We start from the raw sequence: 17,895 nt of genomic DNA, 5'->3' as shown, positions 1-17,895 counted from the left end.
CGGGCATCCATCGCCCGGCGACCTATTACAAATGCTGAGGAACCAGCAGTTCTGTCGCCACAATCACCACAATCAATCCGACAATCACCGGTACCGACGTGCGTTTTACGACTTCGAACGGAGAGATTTTCGCCATGCCTGATACCGCTACTACTACACCAGAAACCGGTGACAACGTACGACCCAGATTCGACGCCTGTAGCATCGGGATCACCAAATACGCCGGATTGACCCCCATCTGCGCCGCCAGCTTGGGAATGAGCTCAACGAAAGCATAGAAAGGTGCGTTCCCCGAACCGGTCGTCATTGCCGCCAGCATGGTAATCACCACCAGTACCAGCATCATGATAATGCCGCCGGTGCCAAACGACTGTGCCAGGCTGATCAGCCCGCTGATAAAGCCTACGGTACTCAACCCCTGAGCAAATACGCCCGCCGCAACCAACAGCATTACCACACTGGCAAAGGCATCCGCCATTCCCCGGTAGGCAACTTCCAGGCCGGTAAACACCTGTTTGGCACTGAAGCTTCGCAAGAACTCAATCACTGCCGCCAATAACATGCACCCTACCAACACGGTGATAATGTGCAGTTCCGGTCCCCATTTACCGTCAAACACCAATACCCCGAGGATCGGCGTAAAGGGTAAAATGGCGTAGAACCCTGGCGCATGCGTAGTTATTTCACTCACATCCATAATGTGGTGCTGTTCGTTATTCTTCTTGTCGAGGTAGCGTTGCCAGAAAAAATGCGCAACGGCCATGCAGACAATCGCCGCAATGGATATCGGTAAGGTGGTTTTAAACGCAAAATCGACTAGCGGCATTTCCGCAGCCTTGGCAGCCAGCACCACATCACCTGAAGTTGGTGCAAGGATAATCGCCGCCGGTGAAGCACAGATAGCTGCCGCAGCACCGCGGCTAATACCCACGTTGACCATCAGTGGGAATAATGTGGCCATCAGCAGTACCCCCAAACCGGTTGCGGAGGAAACAGCCAGTGACATCAGGCAAGCGACAAAATAGGCTGCCACCATCAAAAGATAGGGGGAGTTGATCATCTGTAATGGACGTGAAGCCAGCTTTACGACCACGTCATTAGCACCAATGTGGGTCATATACGCCGCAAACCCGCACAGCATCATGATCATCATGCCAAGATCGCCACCGCGGCTCATCAGCAGGATTTTGACGTACTCGATGATATCCGTCGCGCGCCACCCTGTAGATGTCGCGTTGGCAGGCAGCAGGCTCTTGCCCATCAGGGCGCTGATTGCCAATAAAAGCAGGCCCCCCACCATCAATACGCCAGTAGCGGAGTAGCCTTTGATGATATAGCGCCCAACGCCCGCCGCCACTATAGCCCCAATAAAAAGTTCCAACATGAATTGACCCCAGATAGATGTAGAAAAAACAATATGAATATATCACTGCGGACACTATAAATATTATGGCTTGTACTATAGGTGATAAAAATCAAAGTAAATAGAACTTATCTCACACACTTCACAAACACTAAACCATAAACATAACCAATTGATTAAATTAAATAATCATGCATACCACAATGAATAAAATCAATTCATTAACAAATAGATACTAGATTTAACAACTTATATTTTACAATTAGCTGCCTGATGTTATTATTAATTTTGAGTCACTCTTATAACATAGACAGGAAGGGTATGCATGAACCGTAGAAATCTCGTAAAGACAATAATAGCAGGAACATCTGGTATTTTAGCGGGTAAGGTTTATGCCGCAGAGAAAGTGAATAGCATTATATCAACAAATGCTGAAAATGATTTATCAGCCAGCAATAGTTTATCTATTTTATCTTCAAAGCTTTCTAGTTACGATGGGGCAAAATATATTGGAAGGTGCCCCGACATTGATAATTTGAGAAAAATAACCCCCCAGTTCTCAGGTCAAAAAATAGACGTTGTGAGTTTTTATTCAACTAACAATATTATATCATCTGGGGGGGGAGAGTTCTATGCTGTCCAATCGAAAGACTTGAAGGAAAAAAGTGGCATAGTAATTAGAGTGGATGATAATTGGTGTTGGATTAGAGTTGACTCTGTTTCTACCAACATATGGCCAATTGAGTGGCTTGGGATAAGAACTGGCTCAACTCAATATGGAGAACAAAATGCTATTATTTTACAAGAATCTATGGTTAATAACTATAGAGTAGAATTAGTGTTTCCAAGTGCAATGACATATTTAAAGCCTGGAGTGATAAAAATCCCTAGCAATTGGGCTGGGGTTCTTCGAGGAAGTAATACTAGAAATTGCATTATCCGTCCCAGCGAGGATCCTAAAGACCCTAACGTTATCCTGATAGAATATAATGCAGAAAAAAAGTTTAGCTGGGGATTGAGAATCGAAAACCTATCTTTTGATGGTATTAACTTCACGTTGAGTGCACTCAGATTAACAAATGTTGCCTATGTCTATACTAACAATGTGCAAATATATTCTTTCCATGGCTGCAATCTTTGGTTGGATAAAGTTCAAGACTCTGTTTTCGAAGCCACTAATATTCAAGATGGTGGTTATTCAAATGGTGACCCATCTGACAATACAAAAACGACCCATCCAGCATTGCTACTAACCAGTACAATTAAGAATGATGCTTGTAATATGATAAGATTTAATAACTGCCAGATTGAGAATAATAAATGCAGCCCCTATGTACGCATAACTAATGGGATTGGCCTTATGTTTCACCAGACACATGCTGAAATCAGAGATAAATGGAATTGGGGAAAAAGAGACTTTATGGAAATAGGTAGCGCCGACGTACAAATATCTGAGCATGCAGGTTCTAGATTCAAAAATGCTTTACTAATTAAAGGGTACGGTAAAACAATCGTTTCAGGTGGCCGTGGCATTGGCGGTAACATTATAACTCAAGCCGATGGTAAAAGAGGTACATTAGCACTATCCAACTGTCTTGTGGGTAAAATAGAAATTTCGGCCTATAACGGGAACCACCAATTTTCAAATGTTGTAGCATCTGATGTTATTATTAAGAATACCGCTGGCTCTATAAGATGGTTTGGCGGAACGTTAAATTCTCTTTTGGTCACAAATACATCGCCACAATCTCAGGGCACACATTTTGATGGCATATTAGTGCAGAATAACGTAACGTTTCTTGAAGAGAAGAATAACACATCCTCATCCCATTCTTTTGTAAACAGCACCGTTTTAGGTAATATGACATTTAACTGTAATAATAGTATCTATTATGCTAATAACATTGCCGGAAATGAAACGATCGCAATGGAACAACGAATTTCAATCCCAAGTAATGTTCGTATCATGCATGGAAATACGGCACCAACATTGGGCAGCTTTAGCCAAGGCGACCGAATTGTAAATAGCGCTCCAACAGCAGGAGGATGGGATGGTTGGCGGTGTGTAGAAGCAGGAACCCCCGGCGTATGGAAAGGATATGGAAAAATATCTGATTAACATCCATTACTTTAAAAACATGGGGCATTGCCCCATGTTTTGATTTTAGAGCTTATCGAGCAGTTTTTTCAGATCCTGGCCTTCACGCGAATCCTTGTTCTTATCAGCCCACTTATTCAACGCTTCTTTCGCCCGGTCCTGCAGCGTTTTACGCAATATCTGATCAACCTGTAACTGGTAGTTGAGCTGGCTCCATGGACCGTATACACGCAGCGGGATAGGCGTTTTCTGCAGCTGTTCGATCAGATCGCTACGTCCTTGCCAACCACCGGTTACTCGTACATTAAGCGCCATATCGCACTGTTTACCTGGCATATCCACCGTGCCGCTCCCGCTCAAATTCAACAACGGAGAATCGGCGCCCAGTTCAGTGATTTTTACCGTACCGCTATTCAAACTGGCTTTTGCCGACAGCTGCTTCACTTCGGTATAACGCTGGTAATCGTTCTGCCCACGCACGCTACTGTCGTTGCGAGCTACCGCTTGCTGAATCAACTGTTGAATATTCAGGCCGTGCAACTGTGCATCTTGCATCGCCAACTGAGCAGTTCCTTGCCAACGCCGCTCAAACGATTGTGACGTCAGACGATCGCCGGTCAAATCCCCTTGCATGCTGAGTTTGCCAGTTAATACCTGTGGCATATCGAACGCTTTCAATACCGTGCCCAGCTCAACCTGCCTCAATACCGGCTTCACCGCGATAACCGGCCGGTTGTGGCGCGCATCCAACGAACCAGGCAAAGCAAAGTCGCCGCCGGCTAACTGTCCTGAGAGTGAATGTACCGTTAGCAAACCTTGCTGATTTTCCGCTTGCGTTGATAAATGGGCAATATTCATGCCGCGGTAGGTCAGTTGATCAACGCTCAAATTAAGTTGAGCGTTGAAGTCTCGCAACACTTCGAGATTTTGCTGTGGATCGTCCATTTGATTGGCAATCACTGGTGCGGATGTCGTGCCTTGTGTTTGCTGCACTTGCGAACCGGACTTGGACTGCCAACCAGAAAGTGCGTCTAAATCTACCGCTGTGGATGTCAGGTTTAACACATAGGTTGGCACATCACCAATCTGTACACTGGCGCCGCCTGAGAATTGACTGTCATTGGCGCTCAGGGTCAGTTGACTTAACGCGACTTGCTGCGGCATTTGTTGATATACCATCTGAGCGCTGCCATCACCCTTGATACCACCGACCAAAATATCTGCACCTTCAAGCTGGTAATTGAATTGGCTGATATTGGCCGTAATGCGTCGCGGATATTGCTGCAGATCGATATCTGCCACCATGTTGAAACTCAGATCGCGTTGATCTCGGTTCACCCGGCTGGAAAGTTCCATTTGCGCCTGGCGTTTGGCATTTTGTTTAAGGGTAAGATTAATATCGCGAACGTTGATTTGTTCATTGTTGGCTCGCTGCCAGATCAGCAGGCTATCCACCACCTTCAGATTATCAATGTCAAACTTCCACGGTGTATCCACCGACTCTGTAGGATTGCCCGCGGGCGCGATAGGCGCATCTGGCTGATTTTGTTCTTCACTGTCGGGCGTAAGGCGGATGACGGCATTTTTCAGCATCACCTGTTTCACAAACAGCTGATGTGACAACAACGGCAGCAACTTGACATCAAGGCGCATGTTATCCGCACTCACCACGGGCGCGTTGGCACCGGGAGCGGTCAGCGTCATGCGCCCTGCCAGAATGCTTAGCTGCGGCCAAATATGCCAACGCAGATCGCCATCCAATGTCAGATGATAACCGCTCTTTTGTTCGACTTTCGTGACCATATAGGCACGAAAATCATTCGGATTAACCAAAAGTACCAGCGCGGATATTCCCGCCACCAGCACCACCAGTAAAATCGCCAAAGTCGTCAGTAATCTTCTCATGCCATCCTCTTGTCAGCGCCACACTAACCCTATCACTAGCGCTGTTAGTCCTTGTCAATTCGACTGGCTACTGCACCCTGTTGATCGCGATATTTTGCATCCTGGCGGCTATTGTAAGGACGTGCTGCCGGCCCGGACAACGGTTCAAAGCTCAACGCGCCGATCAGCATACCCGGACGCAATGCCAGCGGCAGCTTACCTGAATTATAGAACTCCAGAACAATGCGGCCCTGCCAGCCGGGATCGATACGGTGCGCGGTAACGTGAACCATCAGCCCCAAGCGCGCCAAGGAGGAGCGGCCATCCAGCCAACCCACCAAATCGTTTGGCAGCGTGACCGACTCCAAAGTGACTGCCAGTGCCAGTTCTCCCGGATGCAGGAAGAAGGCTTCGCCTTCCGGCAGGACGATTTCGTCACTCATCACGCGGTCCAACGCAGCGCTGACTTCGTCTTTCGGCCCGCTGAGGTCGATAAATGCCGCAGTGTGACCACGAAACACGCGGAACTGATTGCCTAAACGGACATCCACTGTGGCCCCGTTAATACGCTCAATCGGCGGACGCGGTGAAATCACCAGTTTTTCACAATCCAGCCAGGCTTCTATATCACGGTCGCACAGTCTCATTTATTTATCTCCATCAAGGCGTGTCACTAAAACAAAAATTGCCACACAACGGGCAAAAGGTCTACGCCGCGGCGTAAATAGTTGCCCGCAGGCCGGAAACATGGGTTTTCCGGCCATTGAGTGGCATTACTCAAAGAATTGGCTGATTTTGGCTTTAAGAATGTCGATCGCAATACGGTTTTTCCCGCCACGTGGAACGATAATGTCGGCGTATTGTTTGGAAGGTTCGATAAACTGCAGGAACATCGGACGGACGGTTTTCTGGTATTGCGCCATCACCGAATCCATCGAACGACCACGTTCATTCACGTCACGCTTCATTCGACGCATCAGGCAAATATCCAGCGGCGTATCGACAAAGATCGAGAAATTCATTTCCTGACGCAAACGGATATCCGTCAACAGCAGGATCCCCTCAAGAATAATCACCTTTTTGGGTTCCAGGTGAATGGTCTCTTTCTTACGCGTGTGTTCAGTGTAACTGTACAAGGGTAACTCTATCGCCTTGCCCGATTTCAGCATTTGCAAATGCTGGAACAGCAGGTTGTGATCCATGGCACTCGGGTGGTCATAGTTTGTTTTGACCCGTTCTTCCATGGTGAGATGAGTCTGGTCTTTGTAGTAACTGTCTTCAGGAATAACGCCGATGTGTTCATCGCCAACCTGATCGCGAAGTTCACGATATAACGTACTGGCGATAAGGCTTTTTCCGGAGGCAGATGCGCCAGCTATACCAATAATGACGCACTGATGCGGCTTGTCAGTCATAAAATTGAAGACCTGATTTCGTAGTGTGAAGGGGGGGAACTAAAACGCGACAATTATAGGGAGTTAGCGGGCATTGCGCCAGACTATATTGTCGGCACAAGGGCGCTATCTCTGGTTATTTTGCCAGAAGTGGCATTCAACGGTTTTAAGATTATTGCGTCTAGGGCAATTCAACGTCACAAGGTAAACTCCGTGGCTTGATGATGATCCTTGACCGAGGATGCTGTATTTCACCGGAGACTAACGTGCTGGACTGGCATTTTTTGACATTTTTTGGCGACAGCATGTTGCTGTTGCCCTGCTCGCTGATTCTTTTTGCCGTATTAGTCGCCTCACGTGCCACCCGGACCGCTGGCTGGCAATGGGCGTTGATCTTCGGCTGCGCCGGTGGTGTGGTATGCATATCCAAACTGGCTTTTATGGGTTGGGGCATTGGGATAAAAAGTTATGACTTTACCGGCTTTAGCGGCCACTCTGCATTGGCGGCCAGTATCTGGCCGGTACTGCTCTGGGCACTGACCGGGCGTTTCTCACATGCCGTACGCAGCATGGCGCTGGTTGTGGGGTTGGTATTGCCTGTCACCATAGGGCTATCGCGGTTAGCTATCCATGTCCATTCACCTTCGGAAGTCGTGAGCGGCCTAATACTTGGCTATCTGGCCAGTACGCTGTTTTTGTGGTTGCAGCGCGGTAAGCCGCGCCCTCAGCTATCAACACCGCAGATCGTCGTTGCACTGGCACTGCCAATGGTGCTGATGGGGGTACGACAACCCGCGCCGACGCAAGGGCTGCTGGAACATATTGCGACTGTTTTGGCGAAGATCGAACGCCCGTATACCCGGGCTGATTTGCACAAACAGGCTATCGTCCCATAAGCAAAACCCCGGAACTTGTCCGGGGTTTTGTTTTTTAGCCAGTGATGATTACAACGCGCGGAAAGAGATTTCCGTCGGGATCGCTTCACCCTGCCAGTACATTTGCGCGGCAACACGACCGGCAAGTTGACGGTACAGTTCGGCAAACTCACTGTCCGGGCGACTGATCACCGTCGGTTCACCGCGATCCAAATCCTCACGCAGTGAAATATGCAGCGGCAATTGTCCCAACAGACGGCTGTGGTATTTTTTCACCAACTTCTCAGCCCCGCCGGTCCCGAAGATCGGCTCATGGTGACCGCAATTGCTGCAAATATGCACGCTCATATTTTCCACAATACCCAAAACCGGCACGTGAACCTTTTCGAACATGACAATACCCTTGGCAGCGTCAAGCAACGCAATGTCCTGCGGCGTAGTGACCACCAATGCCCCGGTAACCGGGATGTTCTGCGACAAGGTCAACTGAATATCGCCAGTGCCCGGTGGCATATCCAGTACCAAATAGTCCAAATCTGGCCACAACGTATCTTGCAGCAACTGCATCAGCGCTTTGCTGGCCATAGGACCACGCCAAACCATAGCATTGTCGTCAGTCACCAGATAACCAATCGAATTGGTTGCCAGACCATGCGCCACAATCGGTGCCATATGCTGACCGTCTGGTGACGTTGGGCGTTCATTTTCAGTGCCCAGCATATTCGGGATCGACGGTCCATAAATGTCAGCATCCAAAATACCGACCTTGGCCCCTTCCGCTGCCAGCGCTAATGCGAGGTTAACCGCAGTGGTAGATTTACCCACCCCGCCTTTGCCGGAACTGATAGCAATAATATTACGCACGCCCTTGATGCCAGCCTGATCGTTGGCACGTTTCAGCGTGGTGATGTCATGCTTCAGCTTCCAGTCGATCGCCTCAGCCCCCGTCACGCGGAGTAACTCTGCGCTGACGGTGTCCTTCAGGACGTCGAAACCGCTCTGCCAGGCAAATGGCATGGTCAATTCAATATGCAGTACATCGTCCAGCAGCGCACAATGGTGAATTGCCTTCAGCGCGGTCAGATTATTTTTTAACGTCGGGTGTTCAAAGGCGGCCAGTACTCCGGTCACCAGGGCACGCAGAACTTCGGGGTTAGTCTGCTCAGGGGATTTTGCGCTCATCCCGGCTCCTTGATTTTGAATGGATAGCTTCCTGCTTAGCATATCAGAACTGCGCGCCCGCCGACGCATGTCTGCATAAAGAAACCGCCCTAGCCGTGGCGAGCACGATCGGGTAACATCGAAGACCCTTTTTATTCATTACAGAAACCAAGTTCTCACTATGGCTCAAGTCGCGAAAAAATTATTGGTGACGTGCGCGCTACCGTACGCAAATGGTTCCATCCATCTCGGCCACATGCTCGAGCACATCCAGGCAGATATCTGGGTTCGTTACCAACGAATGCGCGGCAACGAGGTTCATTTCATCTGTGCGGACGACGCGCACGGCACGCCGATCATGCTGAAAGCGCAGCAGTTGGGCATTCAGCCAGAAGAAATGATTGCGGAGATGAGCCAAGAGCACCAACAGGATTTCGCCGGTTTTGGCATCAGCTATGATAACTATCATTCAACCCATAGCGATGAGAACCGTGAGCTGTCGAGCCTGATTTATGGTCGCCTGAAAGAAAACGGCTTTATCAAAAACCGGACAATTTCTCAGCTGTACGATCCGGAGAAAGGCATGTTCCTGCCTGACCGCTTCGTAAAAGGCACCTGCCCAAAATGCAAATCACCAGATCAATACGGTGATAACTGCGAAGTTTGCGGTGCAACCTATAGCCCGACCGAACTGATCGATCCGAAATCCGTGGTATCTGGCTCTACGCCGGTACTGCGCGATTCCGAGCACTTCTTCTTTGATCTGCCTGAGTTCAGCGCCATGCTGCAAGCGTGGACCCGTTCCGGCGCGCTGCAAGAGCAAGTCGCGAACAAGATGCAGGAGTGGTTTGAGTCCGGTCTGCAACAGTGGGATATCTCCCGTGATGCGCCGTATTTCGGCTTTGAAATCCCGGATGCCCCAGGCAAATACTTCTACGTCTGGCTGGATGCGCCAATCGGCTACATGGGCTCATTCAAAAACCTGTGTGACAAGCGTGGTGACCTGGACTTTGACGAGTTCTGGCGCAAAGACTCCACCACCGAGCTGTATCACTTTATTGGCAAGGACATCGTTTATTTCCACAGCCTGTTCTGGCCGGCAATGCTGGAAGGCAGTAACTTCCGCAAACCGACTAACCTGTTCGTACACGGTTATGTGACGGTGAACGGCGCCAAGATGTCCAAGTCTCGCGGCACCTTTATCAAGGCCGGCACCTATCTGCAACACCTGGATGCCGATTGCCTGCGTTACTACTACGCCGCTAAGCTGTCTTCACGCATTGACGATATCGACCTGAATCTGGAAGATTTCGTGCAGCGCGTGAACGCCGACATCGTGAACAAAGTGGTGAACCTGGCCTCTCGCAACGCTGGTTTTATCAGCAAACGCTTTGGTGGCCAACTGGCCGACAAACTGGCGGCCCCTGCGCTGTACCAGACCTTCGTTGACGCGGCACAAAGTATCGCCGACGCCTATGCCAGCCGTGAGTCTGGCCGGGCAATCCGCGAAATCATGGCATTGGCCGACCTGGCTAACCGTTATGTGGATGAGCAGGCGCCGTGGGTCGTGGCGAAACAAGAAGGCCGCGATGCCGATTTACAAGCCATCTGTTCAATGGGCATCAACCTGTTCCGCGTATTGATGACCTACTTGAAGCCGGTGCTGCCGTCACTGACCGAACGTACCGAAGCTTTCCTCAACTGCGAGCTTAGCTGGGATAGCATTCAGCAGCCGTTGCTGAGCCATCAGGTCAATCCATTCAAAGCGCTGTTCAACCGTATCGATCTGGACAAGGTGAATGAAATGGTAAGCGCGTCGAAAGAAGACATGACAGCGGCTAAAGTTGTCACCGGCCCGCTGGCTGACGATCCCATTCAGGACACGATCACCTTTGACGATTTCGCCAAAGTTGACATGCGGATCGCACTGATCAAAAGCGCCGATTTTGTTGAAGGTTCGGATAAGCTGCTTAAGCTGCAGTTAGATCTGGGCGGTGAAATGCGTCAGATCTTCTCTGGCATTCGCTCCGCTTATCCAGATCCGAAAGCGCTTGAAGGCCGACTAACCATTATGGTTGCCAACCTTGCACCTCGTAAAATGCGCTTCGGCATTTCCGAAGGCATGGTGATGGCTGCCGGCCCAGGTGGCAAAGAGATCTTCCTGCTTAGCCCAGACAGCGGCGCACAACCAGGGATGCAGGTGAAATAACACCCGCTTCCACTGCCACAAGGGTCGAGCTTGCTCGGCCCTTTTTATTTTCAATCTCTAATGCTATCGATTCACTGGCCTACTCAGCAAAGGGCAATACCCAGCTCATCCCCCGTGAAGCTTGGGTCCGTTACGAGGTTCCGATATTACAAGTAGACGTCCAGAAGGAAAGACTGCTATAAATATTGTCTTACCGGGATAGTCCTCATCTGCTTTCGGAGCCAATAATAATGAAAACCATAAAGACCCCGCTGCTGGCCATTGGCCTGCTGACCGTTTTGCCACTGTTCGCAGCAGAAACACCTGCGCCAGTGCCCGCCACCATCGCGCAACATCAGGGACCAATCCGTATTGCGGTAATCCGCAATTTGGGTTCTGACGACAACACTACCCAGTTTCTAGCAGGTACTCTTCAGGAAGGACGCAAGCTAGGCTTTAAGGTCGACACCTTTCTCAGCAATGGTGATGACGCACGCTTTCAAGATTTCGTGAACCAAGCCATCAGCCAGAAATATGACGGTATTATCCTCTCGCAAGGACGTGCGCCTTATTCTACCGAGCTGGTCAAACGCATTACCGCAGCAGGCATTGCCGTATCCGCCTTTGATACCGATATCAGCGGCAGTATTCCCGGCGTCACGGTTTCACAGCAGGATGACGCCTCGTTGGCGAATGAATCCTTCGGACAGCTGGTCAAGGACTTCAACGGCAAAGCCAATATTATTAAGCTCTGGGTAGCGGGCTTTCCACCAATGGAACGCCGGCAAGCAGCCTATCAACAGTTACTGAAACAAAACCCGGGCATTCATGAGCTGGAATCGATTGGTGCAGTCTCATCCGACGTACAAGGGGATACCGCCAATAAAGTCGGTGCTGTGCTGGCCAAATACCCGAAAGGCAAGATTGATGCTATCTGGGGCACCTGGGATGCTTTCAGTCAGGGAGCTTATAAAGCACTAAAAGAAAATGGCCGTACCGAAATCAAACTCTACAGCATCGACATATCCAATCAGGATCTGCAACTGATGCGCGAAGCCAACAGCCCATGGAAAGTCAGCGTAGCGGTGGATACCAAGCTGATAGGTGCGGTCAACTTGCGTTTGGTGGCGAACAAAATTGCCGGGGAACCGACGCCGGCAACCTACGAATTTAAAGCCGCCTCTATCCCACAGGCGTTACTGGTCAGCCAGCCTGGTCCTGTCAACGTCGCCAGTCTGGCCAAAATCATTCCGGGCTGGGGCAGTAGCGATGCTTTCATTCAGCCATGGTTCGCCACGTTGCAGGCCAAAACTGGCAAATAATCACTTTCCGCCCGAGGCTATCCCGGTAGCCTCTTTTTTCACACAACTCCCCATTTCTCCCCTGCCATGTTGGTTAAAATAAGCTATGTTATCCCTATAAGGTTAATAACTGTATGCATAAACAGGTCTGACATGAAGGGATTCCCACCACTGATCAACGCACTGCTGGCGAGTTCGCTGGTATTAACCATCGGCCGCGGTGTCACTCTGCCGTTCATTACCATTTATCTCACCGGGCATTTCCACCTGCTGCCGAAAAGTGTCGGGATTATTCTGGGCATCAGTCTGGCAATCGGTATTTTCGCCAGTTTGTACGGCGGTTACCTGGTAGATAAATTCAACAAAAACACACTTATCCTGACCTCCATTCTACTGTTTTCTTTGAGCTTTTTTGCTATCCCTTGGATCCCACATCCGGGCGGCATCATTGTAGTCTTGGCTATCCTACATACCGCCTATTCAGTACTGGGCATTACCATCAAGGCCTGTTTTGCCGACTGGCTGCCGGTGGCACAACGTATCAAAGCCTTTTCAATTAATTACACACTGGTGAACGTTGGTTGGGCGGTCGGATCATCACTGGGAGTGATGGTCGCAGGGCTGAACCCGTTATTGCCCTTCTACCTTTCCGGCGGGTTGGCGTTGTTCACTGTGGCAACGTTGAGTTTTAGTCTGCGCCGACAACACGCTGCACCACCACCAGCAAGCGGTGTGATACCGGCCGCATCGCCTAATTTCCGCCAGACGCTGAAAATCCTGCGCAACGATCGTCGGCTGATTTACTTTACCCTCGGCAGCACCCTCGGGGCGGTCGTTTTCGGCCAGTTCACCGGCTATTTGTCGCAATACCTGATCCTGGTTTCCAACGCAGAGTTCGCCTACCAGGTCATTGGCGCCGTGATGATCGTTAACGCCTGTATCGTCATCGCCCTGCAGTACCTGCTAAGTCGAGGTATGCGTCAGGAAAACATGCTGCGCTGGCTGGTGTTGGGCACGCTGTTTTTCATTCTCGGGTTGATCGGTTTTAGCCTGGCCGGGCAATCGCTTTGGTTGTGGATCGCGGCGATGGCCATATTTACCCTGGGCGAGATTATTGTGATCCCAGTGGAATACATGTTTATCGATTTTATCGCGCCGCAACATCTAAAAGGCAGTTACTACGGCGTGCAAAACCTCAGCGCGCTGGGCGGTGCTATTAACCCGGTGCTCTGCGGTTTTATTCTCAGCTACGCCGCACCACACATGATGTTTCTGATGTTGATTGCCGCCGCGTTATTTAGCCTGTTATTCTTTTTCCTCGGGCACCGCTTGGCGCAGAAACAGCAGTTGGACACCCCTAACGCGCTCAGTGCGGAATGAGCATACATGCGGCTTAGCGTAAGGCTGTCAACCTACTCAATCGGCATAGTAGCCATAGAGCGAATTCATGGTGTGATTTGTGGCTAAGGTCACAGTTTAATTGTATGATGAATGCATCGGTTAAACAGGATTAAGTTATGACCAAGCTACTCACTCTGTGCTGGAAATACTTAAGGGCAATCGCCCTTATCTACCTTTGTTTGTTTATCGGCAATGCGGTCGCGGCGTTGTTGCCGATCGCCATTCCCGGCAGCATTATCGGTATGCTGCTGCTGTTCGCTCTACTTTCCACACAAATTATGCCGGCCAAGTGGGTCAAGCCTGGTTGCCATCTGTTGATCCGCTATATGGTGCTTTTGTTCGTGCCCATCGGTGTTGGCGTGATGAAATACTATGACCAGATTATCGAACACCTCGGCCCCCTTGTGATCTCATGCGTCGTTAGTACTCTGATGGTGCTGGTCGTCGTCGGCTATACCTCACATTACTTCCATCGAGAGCGCCGCATCGTCGGTAAATCTGATGCGGTGGAGAGCGAAAAATGATCCATGAAATCTGGTGGTCATTGCCGCTGACGCTGGCGGTCTACTTTGCAGCACGCAAGCTGGCCCAGTGGCTGAATATGCCACTGCTCAACCCACTTCTGGTGTCAATGGCAGTGATCATTCCCCTGCTATTGCTGACGGGCATTCCTTATGAACGTTATTTTCAGGGCAGCAAAACCCTCAATGACTTGTTACAACCGGCGGTAGTGGCACTGGCATACCCGCTGTATGAACAACTGCACCAGATCCGCGCTCGCTGGAAGTCCATTATCGCCGTCTGTTTTATCGGCAGCATGACAGCCATGATAAGCGGTGGTGCTATCGCATTATGGATGGGGGCTACGCCGGAGATTGCAGCATCCATCATGCCGAAATCGGTTACGACGCCCATCGCCATGGCAGTCGCAGAATCACTCGGCGGCATCCCGGCGATCAGCGCAGTCTGCGTTATCTTCGTCGGCATTCTTGGTGCCGTATTTGGACATACCTTGTTCAAAATATTGGGAATCACAACCCGTTCGGCACGCGGGCTGGCAATGGGGACCGCATCACATGCACTGGGCACGGCACGCTGTGCGGAAATGGACTATCAGGAAGGTGCATTCGGTTCACTCGCGTTAGTGATCTGCGGGATCATTACCTCGCTATTGGCACCCTTTCTATTCCCGGTGTTACTGCATCTGTTCGGTTGAAAGGCTTAAAACTTGCGATTAGTCTCGCAATTATGAATTTCATTGCATTGATTTCATCAAGAAAGAGATTTACATCACACTTTATTCACGCCGAGCTGCCTAGAATGTTATCCCGTTAACCTGTAGAGAGAGTTTCTATGCACCCGCGTTTTCAAACCGCTTTCGGTGAACTGCCCGCCACATTGCAATCCGCCCTATTACCTTATATTGATGCGCCTGATTTTCCGGCCATGTTTAAGGCAGAACAGGTGGATGCGATTAAGCAGCGCTGCGGGCTGGATGATGATGCTCTGGCATTCGCTCTGTTGCCCCTGGCGGCGGCCTGCTCGTTAGCTCCAATCTCCAGGTTCTATGTCGGCGCCATTGCCCGTGGGCAGAGCGGCAACCTGTATTTTGGTGCCAATATGGAGTTCAGTGGCGCGCCGATGCAACAGACCATTCATGCAGAGCAGTGTGCCGTGACCCATGCCTGGCTACGCGGCGAACCAGCCTTGGTCTCTATCACGGTTAACTACACACCATGTGGTCACTGCCGCCAATTTATGAATGAACTCAACAGCGGCGCCGCACTGAAAATCCGCCTGCCCGGCCGTGAACCGGCAACGCTTGGCGATTATTTGCCTGATGCCTTCGGCCCTAAAGATCTGGATATCGCCACACTGCTGATGGACCGGGTTGATCACGGTTTCCAACTGACGCTAACCAGCGAACTGGAAAAAGCCGCGCTGGCCGCAGCCAATCAGAGTCATGCGCCATACAGCAATGCCCACAGTGGTGTCGCGCTCGAAGCCGAAGACGGTACTATTTACACTGGTCGCTATGCTGAAAACGCCGCGTTCAACCCAAGCCTGCCTCCATTGCAAGCCGCATTGATCCTCATGAATGTCTCCGGCCGCGATTGCCAAAAAGTGAGCCGTGCAGTGCTGGCTGAACCGGAAAGTGCCATCCTCACACAGTGGGATGCTACGCGTGCGACACTGGCCGCGCTCGGCTGCCAAAACGTCAGCCGCATCACTTTCTAATCCTGCTCTTGGCGGTGCTGCCTGGCACCGCTGTTAACAGCCCCGCAAGCCGATTACAATGGCATTCACGTCTTAAAACACTTTCTTTAGTTAAATTAGGACGTGATCGTCGATAATTACGCCAAATTACCTCATGATCCGATAACAATTGCTGTACATATTTTCCCGATCTTTTAGGATCTCCCCCATAAAGTTATCCGATACGTTGAAGAGCAAAAGCCATGGAACTTGAATACGAAAGCAAACGCCCCCTCTACATCCCTTATGCCGGCCCTATTCTGCTGGAATTCCCGCTGCTGAATAAAGGTAGCGCCTTCACTGAAGAAGAACGCAGCCATTTCAACCTGCAAGGCTTACTGCCTGATGCGGTAGAAACCATTGAGGAACAAGCAGAACGCGCCTATCGCCAGTATCAGGATTTCAAAAACGACAGCGATAAGCATATTTACCTGCGTAACATTCAGGACACCAACGAAACCCTGTTCTACCGTCTGCTTGACTCACACTTGAGTGAGATGATGCCAATCATCTACACACCAACGGTGGGTGAGGCTTGTGAGCATTTCTCCGATATTTATCGCCGTGCACGTGGGCTGTTTATTTCCTACCCGAACCGCGATCGTATTGATGACATGCTGCAAAACGCCACCAAGCAAAACGTCAAGGTGATCGTTGTCACTGACGGTGAACGTATTCTCGGCCTGGGCGATCAGGGCATTGGCGGCATGGGCATTCCTATCGGTAAGCTGTCTCTGTACACCGCCTGCGGCGGCATCAGCCCCGCCTATACCCTACCGGTAGTGCTGGATGTCGGGACTAACAACCCACAACGCCTGAATGATCCACTGTACATGGGCTGGCGCCATCCGCGCATTTCCGGTGATGAATACCACGCTTTCGTAGAGGAATTTATTCAAGCGGTAAAACGCCGCTGGCCGAATGTGTTGTTGCAGTTTGAGGACTTTGCGCAGAATAACGCTACCCCTCTGTTGAACCGCTATCGCAACGAAATCTGCTGCTTTAACGACGATATTCAGGGCACCGCCGCCGTCACGCTTGGCAGCTTGATCGCTGCCAGCCGTGCCGCGGGCAGCCAACTGCGCGATCAAACTGTGACCTTCCTTGGCGCAGGTTCCGCCGGTTGTGGTATTGCCGAGCAAATTATCGCGCAGATGAAATCCGAAGGCTTGAGCGAAGATGAAGCACGTGCACGTGTCTTCATGGTCGACCGTTTCGGTCTGCTGACCGACAAACTGCCTAACCTGCTCGATTTCCAAAGCAAGCTGGTGCAGAAGAGCGAAAACCTGATCGAATGGCAGACTGAAAGCGATGCCATTTCACTTCTGGATGTCGTGCGTAACGCTAAACCAACCATTTTGATTGGCGTTTCTGGTCAGCCAGGCCTGTTCACAGAAGAACTGATCCGCGAAATGCACAAGCATTGTCCGCGTCCGATCGTGATGCCGCTGTCCAACCCAACTTCCCGTGTCGAAGCCCGTCCAGAAGACATCATCAACTGGACCGATGGCGCTGCGTTAGTCGCAACTGGCAGCCCGTTTGCACCCGTGACCTATAAAGACCAGCTGTTCCCTATCGCCCAGTGCAACAACTCCTATATCTTCCCAGGGATTGGTTTGGGTGTTCTGGCTTCCGGCGCCACCCGCGTTACGGATGCCATGTTAATGGCCGCGAGCCGTGCGCTGGCAGAATGTTCGCCATTGGCGACCGATGGGCATGGCGCATTACTGCCGGATATCGATGATATCCAGGGCGTGTCAAAATGCATCGCAATGGAAGTTGGTAAAGCGGCGCAACTGCAGGGAATGGCCGTCGTCACCTCTGAAGAAGCGCTGTCAAAAGCCATCGAACACAACTTCTGGCGTCCACAATATCGCAGCTATAAGCGCACCTCATTCTGATTGAAACAGATGATGGTTATCAAGCCCGGTTCGCCGGGCTTTTTTATTGGCAAAACTGCCTAAAAATGCCGCG

At 50.6% G+C, this 17,895-nt stretch carries 14 protein-coding genes; 9 read left to right on the top strand and 5 right to left on the bottom strand.

What is annotated here, in order from left to right; genetic code table 11:
* Positions 1-25 precede the first annotated feature (25 nt).
* Entirely contained in the window at positions 26-1,384 is a 1,359-nt protein-coding gene (gene dcuC / locus SGR01S_RS08225) for an anaerobic C4-dicarboxylate transporter DcuC (RefSeq protein WP_061807092.1), read from the bottom strand.
* Positions 1,385-1,688: 304 nt separating this feature from the next.
* Here dcuC and SGR01S_RS08220 point away from each other — a divergent pair, with 304 nt between their 5' ends.
* A complete protein-coding gene (locus SGR01S_RS08220; RefSeq protein WP_061807091.1) occupies positions 1,689-3,482 on the top strand; it encodes a putative phage tail protein in 1,794 nt (597 codons plus the stop codon).
* Between the two features lie 45 nt (positions 3,483-3,527).
* Here the strand turns inward: SGR01S_RS08220 and asmA are convergent, their stop codons facing one another.
* The 3 genes from asmA to udk all read right to left on the bottom strand — a co-directional run bounded on the left by asmA (position 3,528) and on the right by udk (position 6,760).
* Positions 3,528-5,366 (bottom strand): outer membrane assembly protein AsmA, encoded by a 1,839-nt coding sequence (gene asmA, locus SGR01S_RS08215; RefSeq protein ID WP_061807090.1) that lies wholly within the window; start codon positions 5,364-5,366, stop codon positions 3,528-3,530.
* Positions 5,367-5,410: 44 nt separating this feature from the next.
* Positions 5,411-5,992: a dCTP deaminase gene (dcd, locus tag SGR01S_RS08210; RefSeq protein ID WP_012006010.1), complete on the bottom strand. Its 582-nt coding sequence runs from the start codon at positions 5,990-5,992 to the stop codon at positions 5,411-5,413.
* 126 nt (positions 5,993-6,118) lie between these two features.
* Positions 6,119-6,760: a uridine kinase gene (udk, locus tag SGR01S_RS08205; protein ID WP_004942376.1), complete on the bottom strand. Its 642-nt coding sequence runs from the start codon at positions 6,758-6,760 to the stop codon at positions 6,119-6,121.
* Positions 6,761-7,005: 245 nt separating this feature from the next.
* Between udk and SGR01S_RS08200 the strand changes: the two genes are divergently transcribed.
* Positions 7,006-7,635: a phosphatase PAP2 family protein gene (locus tag SGR01S_RS08200; RefSeq protein ID WP_061807089.1), complete on the top strand. Its 630-nt coding sequence runs from the start codon at positions 7,006-7,008 to the stop codon at positions 7,633-7,635.
* A 48-nt stretch (positions 7,636-7,683) separates the two neighbouring features.
* Here the strand turns inward: SGR01S_RS08200 and apbC are convergent, their stop codons facing one another.
* The gene (gene apbC / locus SGR01S_RS08195) at positions 7,684-8,796 is read right to left on the bottom strand and encodes an iron-sulfur cluster carrier protein ApbC (protein ID WP_037420181.1); all 1,113 of its coding nucleotides are present in this window, start codon (positions 8,794-8,796) and stop codon (positions 7,684-7,686) included.
* Positions 8,797-8,956: 160 nt separating this feature from the next.
* Here apbC and metG point away from each other — a divergent pair, with 160 nt between their 5' ends.
* The 7 genes from metG (at position 8,957) to SGR01S_RS08160 (ending at position 17,822) form a co-directional block, all read left to right on the top strand.
* The gene (metG, locus tag SGR01S_RS08190) at positions 8,957-10,984 is read left to right on the top strand and encodes a methionine--tRNA ligase (protein ID WP_061807088.1); all 2,028 of its coding nucleotides are present in this window, start codon (positions 8,957-8,959) and stop codon (positions 10,982-10,984) included.
* 230 nt (positions 10,985-11,214) lie between these two features.
* Positions 11,215-12,285: a sugar ABC transporter substrate-binding protein gene (locus tag SGR01S_RS08185; RefSeq protein ID WP_061807087.1), complete on the top strand. Its 1,071-nt coding sequence runs from the start codon at positions 11,215-11,217 to the stop codon at positions 12,283-12,285.
* A 132-nt stretch (positions 12,286-12,417) separates the two neighbouring features.
* The gene (locus SGR01S_RS08180; protein WP_061807086.1) at positions 12,418-13,644 is read left to right on the top strand and encodes an MFS transporter; all 1,227 of its coding nucleotides are present in this window, start codon (positions 12,418-12,420) and stop codon (positions 13,642-13,644) included.
* Between the two features lie 137 nt (positions 13,645-13,781).
* Positions 13,782-14,189, top strand: a complete 408-nt coding sequence (locus SGR01S_RS08175; protein WP_037420191.1) for a CidA/LrgA family protein — start codon at positions 13,782-13,784, stop codon at positions 14,187-14,189.
* On the top strand, positions 14,186-14,881 hold the full coding sequence (locus SGR01S_RS08170) for a CidB/LrgB family autolysis modulator (protein ID WP_037420194.1): 696 nt from the start codon (positions 14,186-14,188) through the stop codon (positions 14,879-14,881). Before SGR01S_RS08175 ends, SGR01S_RS08170 begins: the two co-directional genes overlap by 4 nt.
* Before the next feature lie 137 nt (positions 14,882-15,018).
* Positions 15,019-15,903, top strand: a complete 885-nt coding sequence (gene cdd / locus SGR01S_RS08165) for a cytidine deaminase (protein ID WP_061807085.1) — start codon at positions 15,019-15,021, stop codon at positions 15,901-15,903.
* A gap of 221 nt (positions 15,904-16,124) precedes the next feature.
* Entirely contained in the window at positions 16,125-17,822 is a 1,698-nt protein-coding gene (locus tag SGR01S_RS08160) for an NAD-dependent malic enzyme (RefSeq protein WP_037420197.1), read from the top strand.
* Positions 17,823-17,895 lie beyond the last annotated feature (73 nt).

This window comes from Serratia grimesii NBRC 13537 (assembly GCF_001590905.1).
Classification (GTDB): Bacteria; Pseudomonadota; Gammaproteobacteria; order Enterobacterales; family Enterobacteriaceae; genus Serratia; species Serratia grimesii.
The sequence above is the reverse complement of the archived record's forward strand: the minus strand, read 5'-3'. Positions and strand labels throughout refer to the sequence as shown.

Excerpts from the sequence above, each read along its gene's own strand:
- asmA (WP_061807090.1), bottom strand. The coding sequence starts at position 5,366 with ATGAGAAGATTACTGACGACTTTGGCGATTTTACTGGTGGTGCTGGTG.
- udk (WP_004942376.1), bottom strand. The coding sequence starts at position 6,760 with ATGACTGACAAGCCGCATCAGTGCGTCATTATTGGTATAGCTGGCGCA.
- SGR01S_RS08220 (WP_061807091.1), top strand. The coding sequence starts at position 1,689 with ATGAACCGTAGAAATCTCGTAAAGACAATAATAGCAGGAACATCTGGT.
- cdd (WP_061807085.1), top strand. The coding sequence starts at position 15,019 with ATGCACCCGCGTTTTCAAACCGCTTTCGGTGAACTGCCCGCCACATTG.
- SGR01S_RS08175 (WP_037420191.1), top strand. The coding sequence starts at position 13,782 with ATGACCAAGCTACTCACTCTGTGCTGGAAATACTTAAGGGCAATCGCC.
- SGR01S_RS08185 (WP_061807087.1), top strand. The coding sequence starts at position 11,215 with ATGAAAACCATAAAGACCCCGCTGCTGGCCATTGGCCTGCTGACCGTT.
- SGR01S_RS08180 (WP_061807086.1), top strand. The coding sequence starts at position 12,418 with ATGAAGGGATTCCCACCACTGATCAACGCACTGCTGGCGAGTTCGCTG.
- dcd (WP_012006010.1), bottom strand. The coding sequence starts at position 5,992 with ATGAGACTGTGCGACCGTGATATAGAAGCCTGGCTGGATTGTGAAAAA.
- SGR01S_RS08160 (WP_037420197.1), top strand. The coding sequence starts at position 16,125 with ATGGAACTTGAATACGAAAGCAAACGCCCCCTCTACATCCCTTATGCC.
- apbC (WP_037420181.1), bottom strand. The coding sequence starts at position 8,796 with ATGAGCGCAAAATCCCCTGAGCAGACTAACCCCGAAGTTCTGCGTGCC.
- dcuC (WP_061807092.1), bottom strand. The coding sequence starts at position 1,384 with ATGTTGGAACTTTTTATTGGGGCTATAGTGGCGGCGGGCGTTGGGCGC.
- SGR01S_RS08170 (WP_037420194.1), top strand. The coding sequence starts at position 14,186 with ATGATCCATGAAATCTGGTGGTCATTGCCGCTGACGCTGGCGGTCTAC.
- metG (WP_061807088.1), top strand. The coding sequence starts at position 8,957 with ATGGCTCAAGTCGCGAAAAAATTATTGGTGACGTGCGCGCTACCGTAC.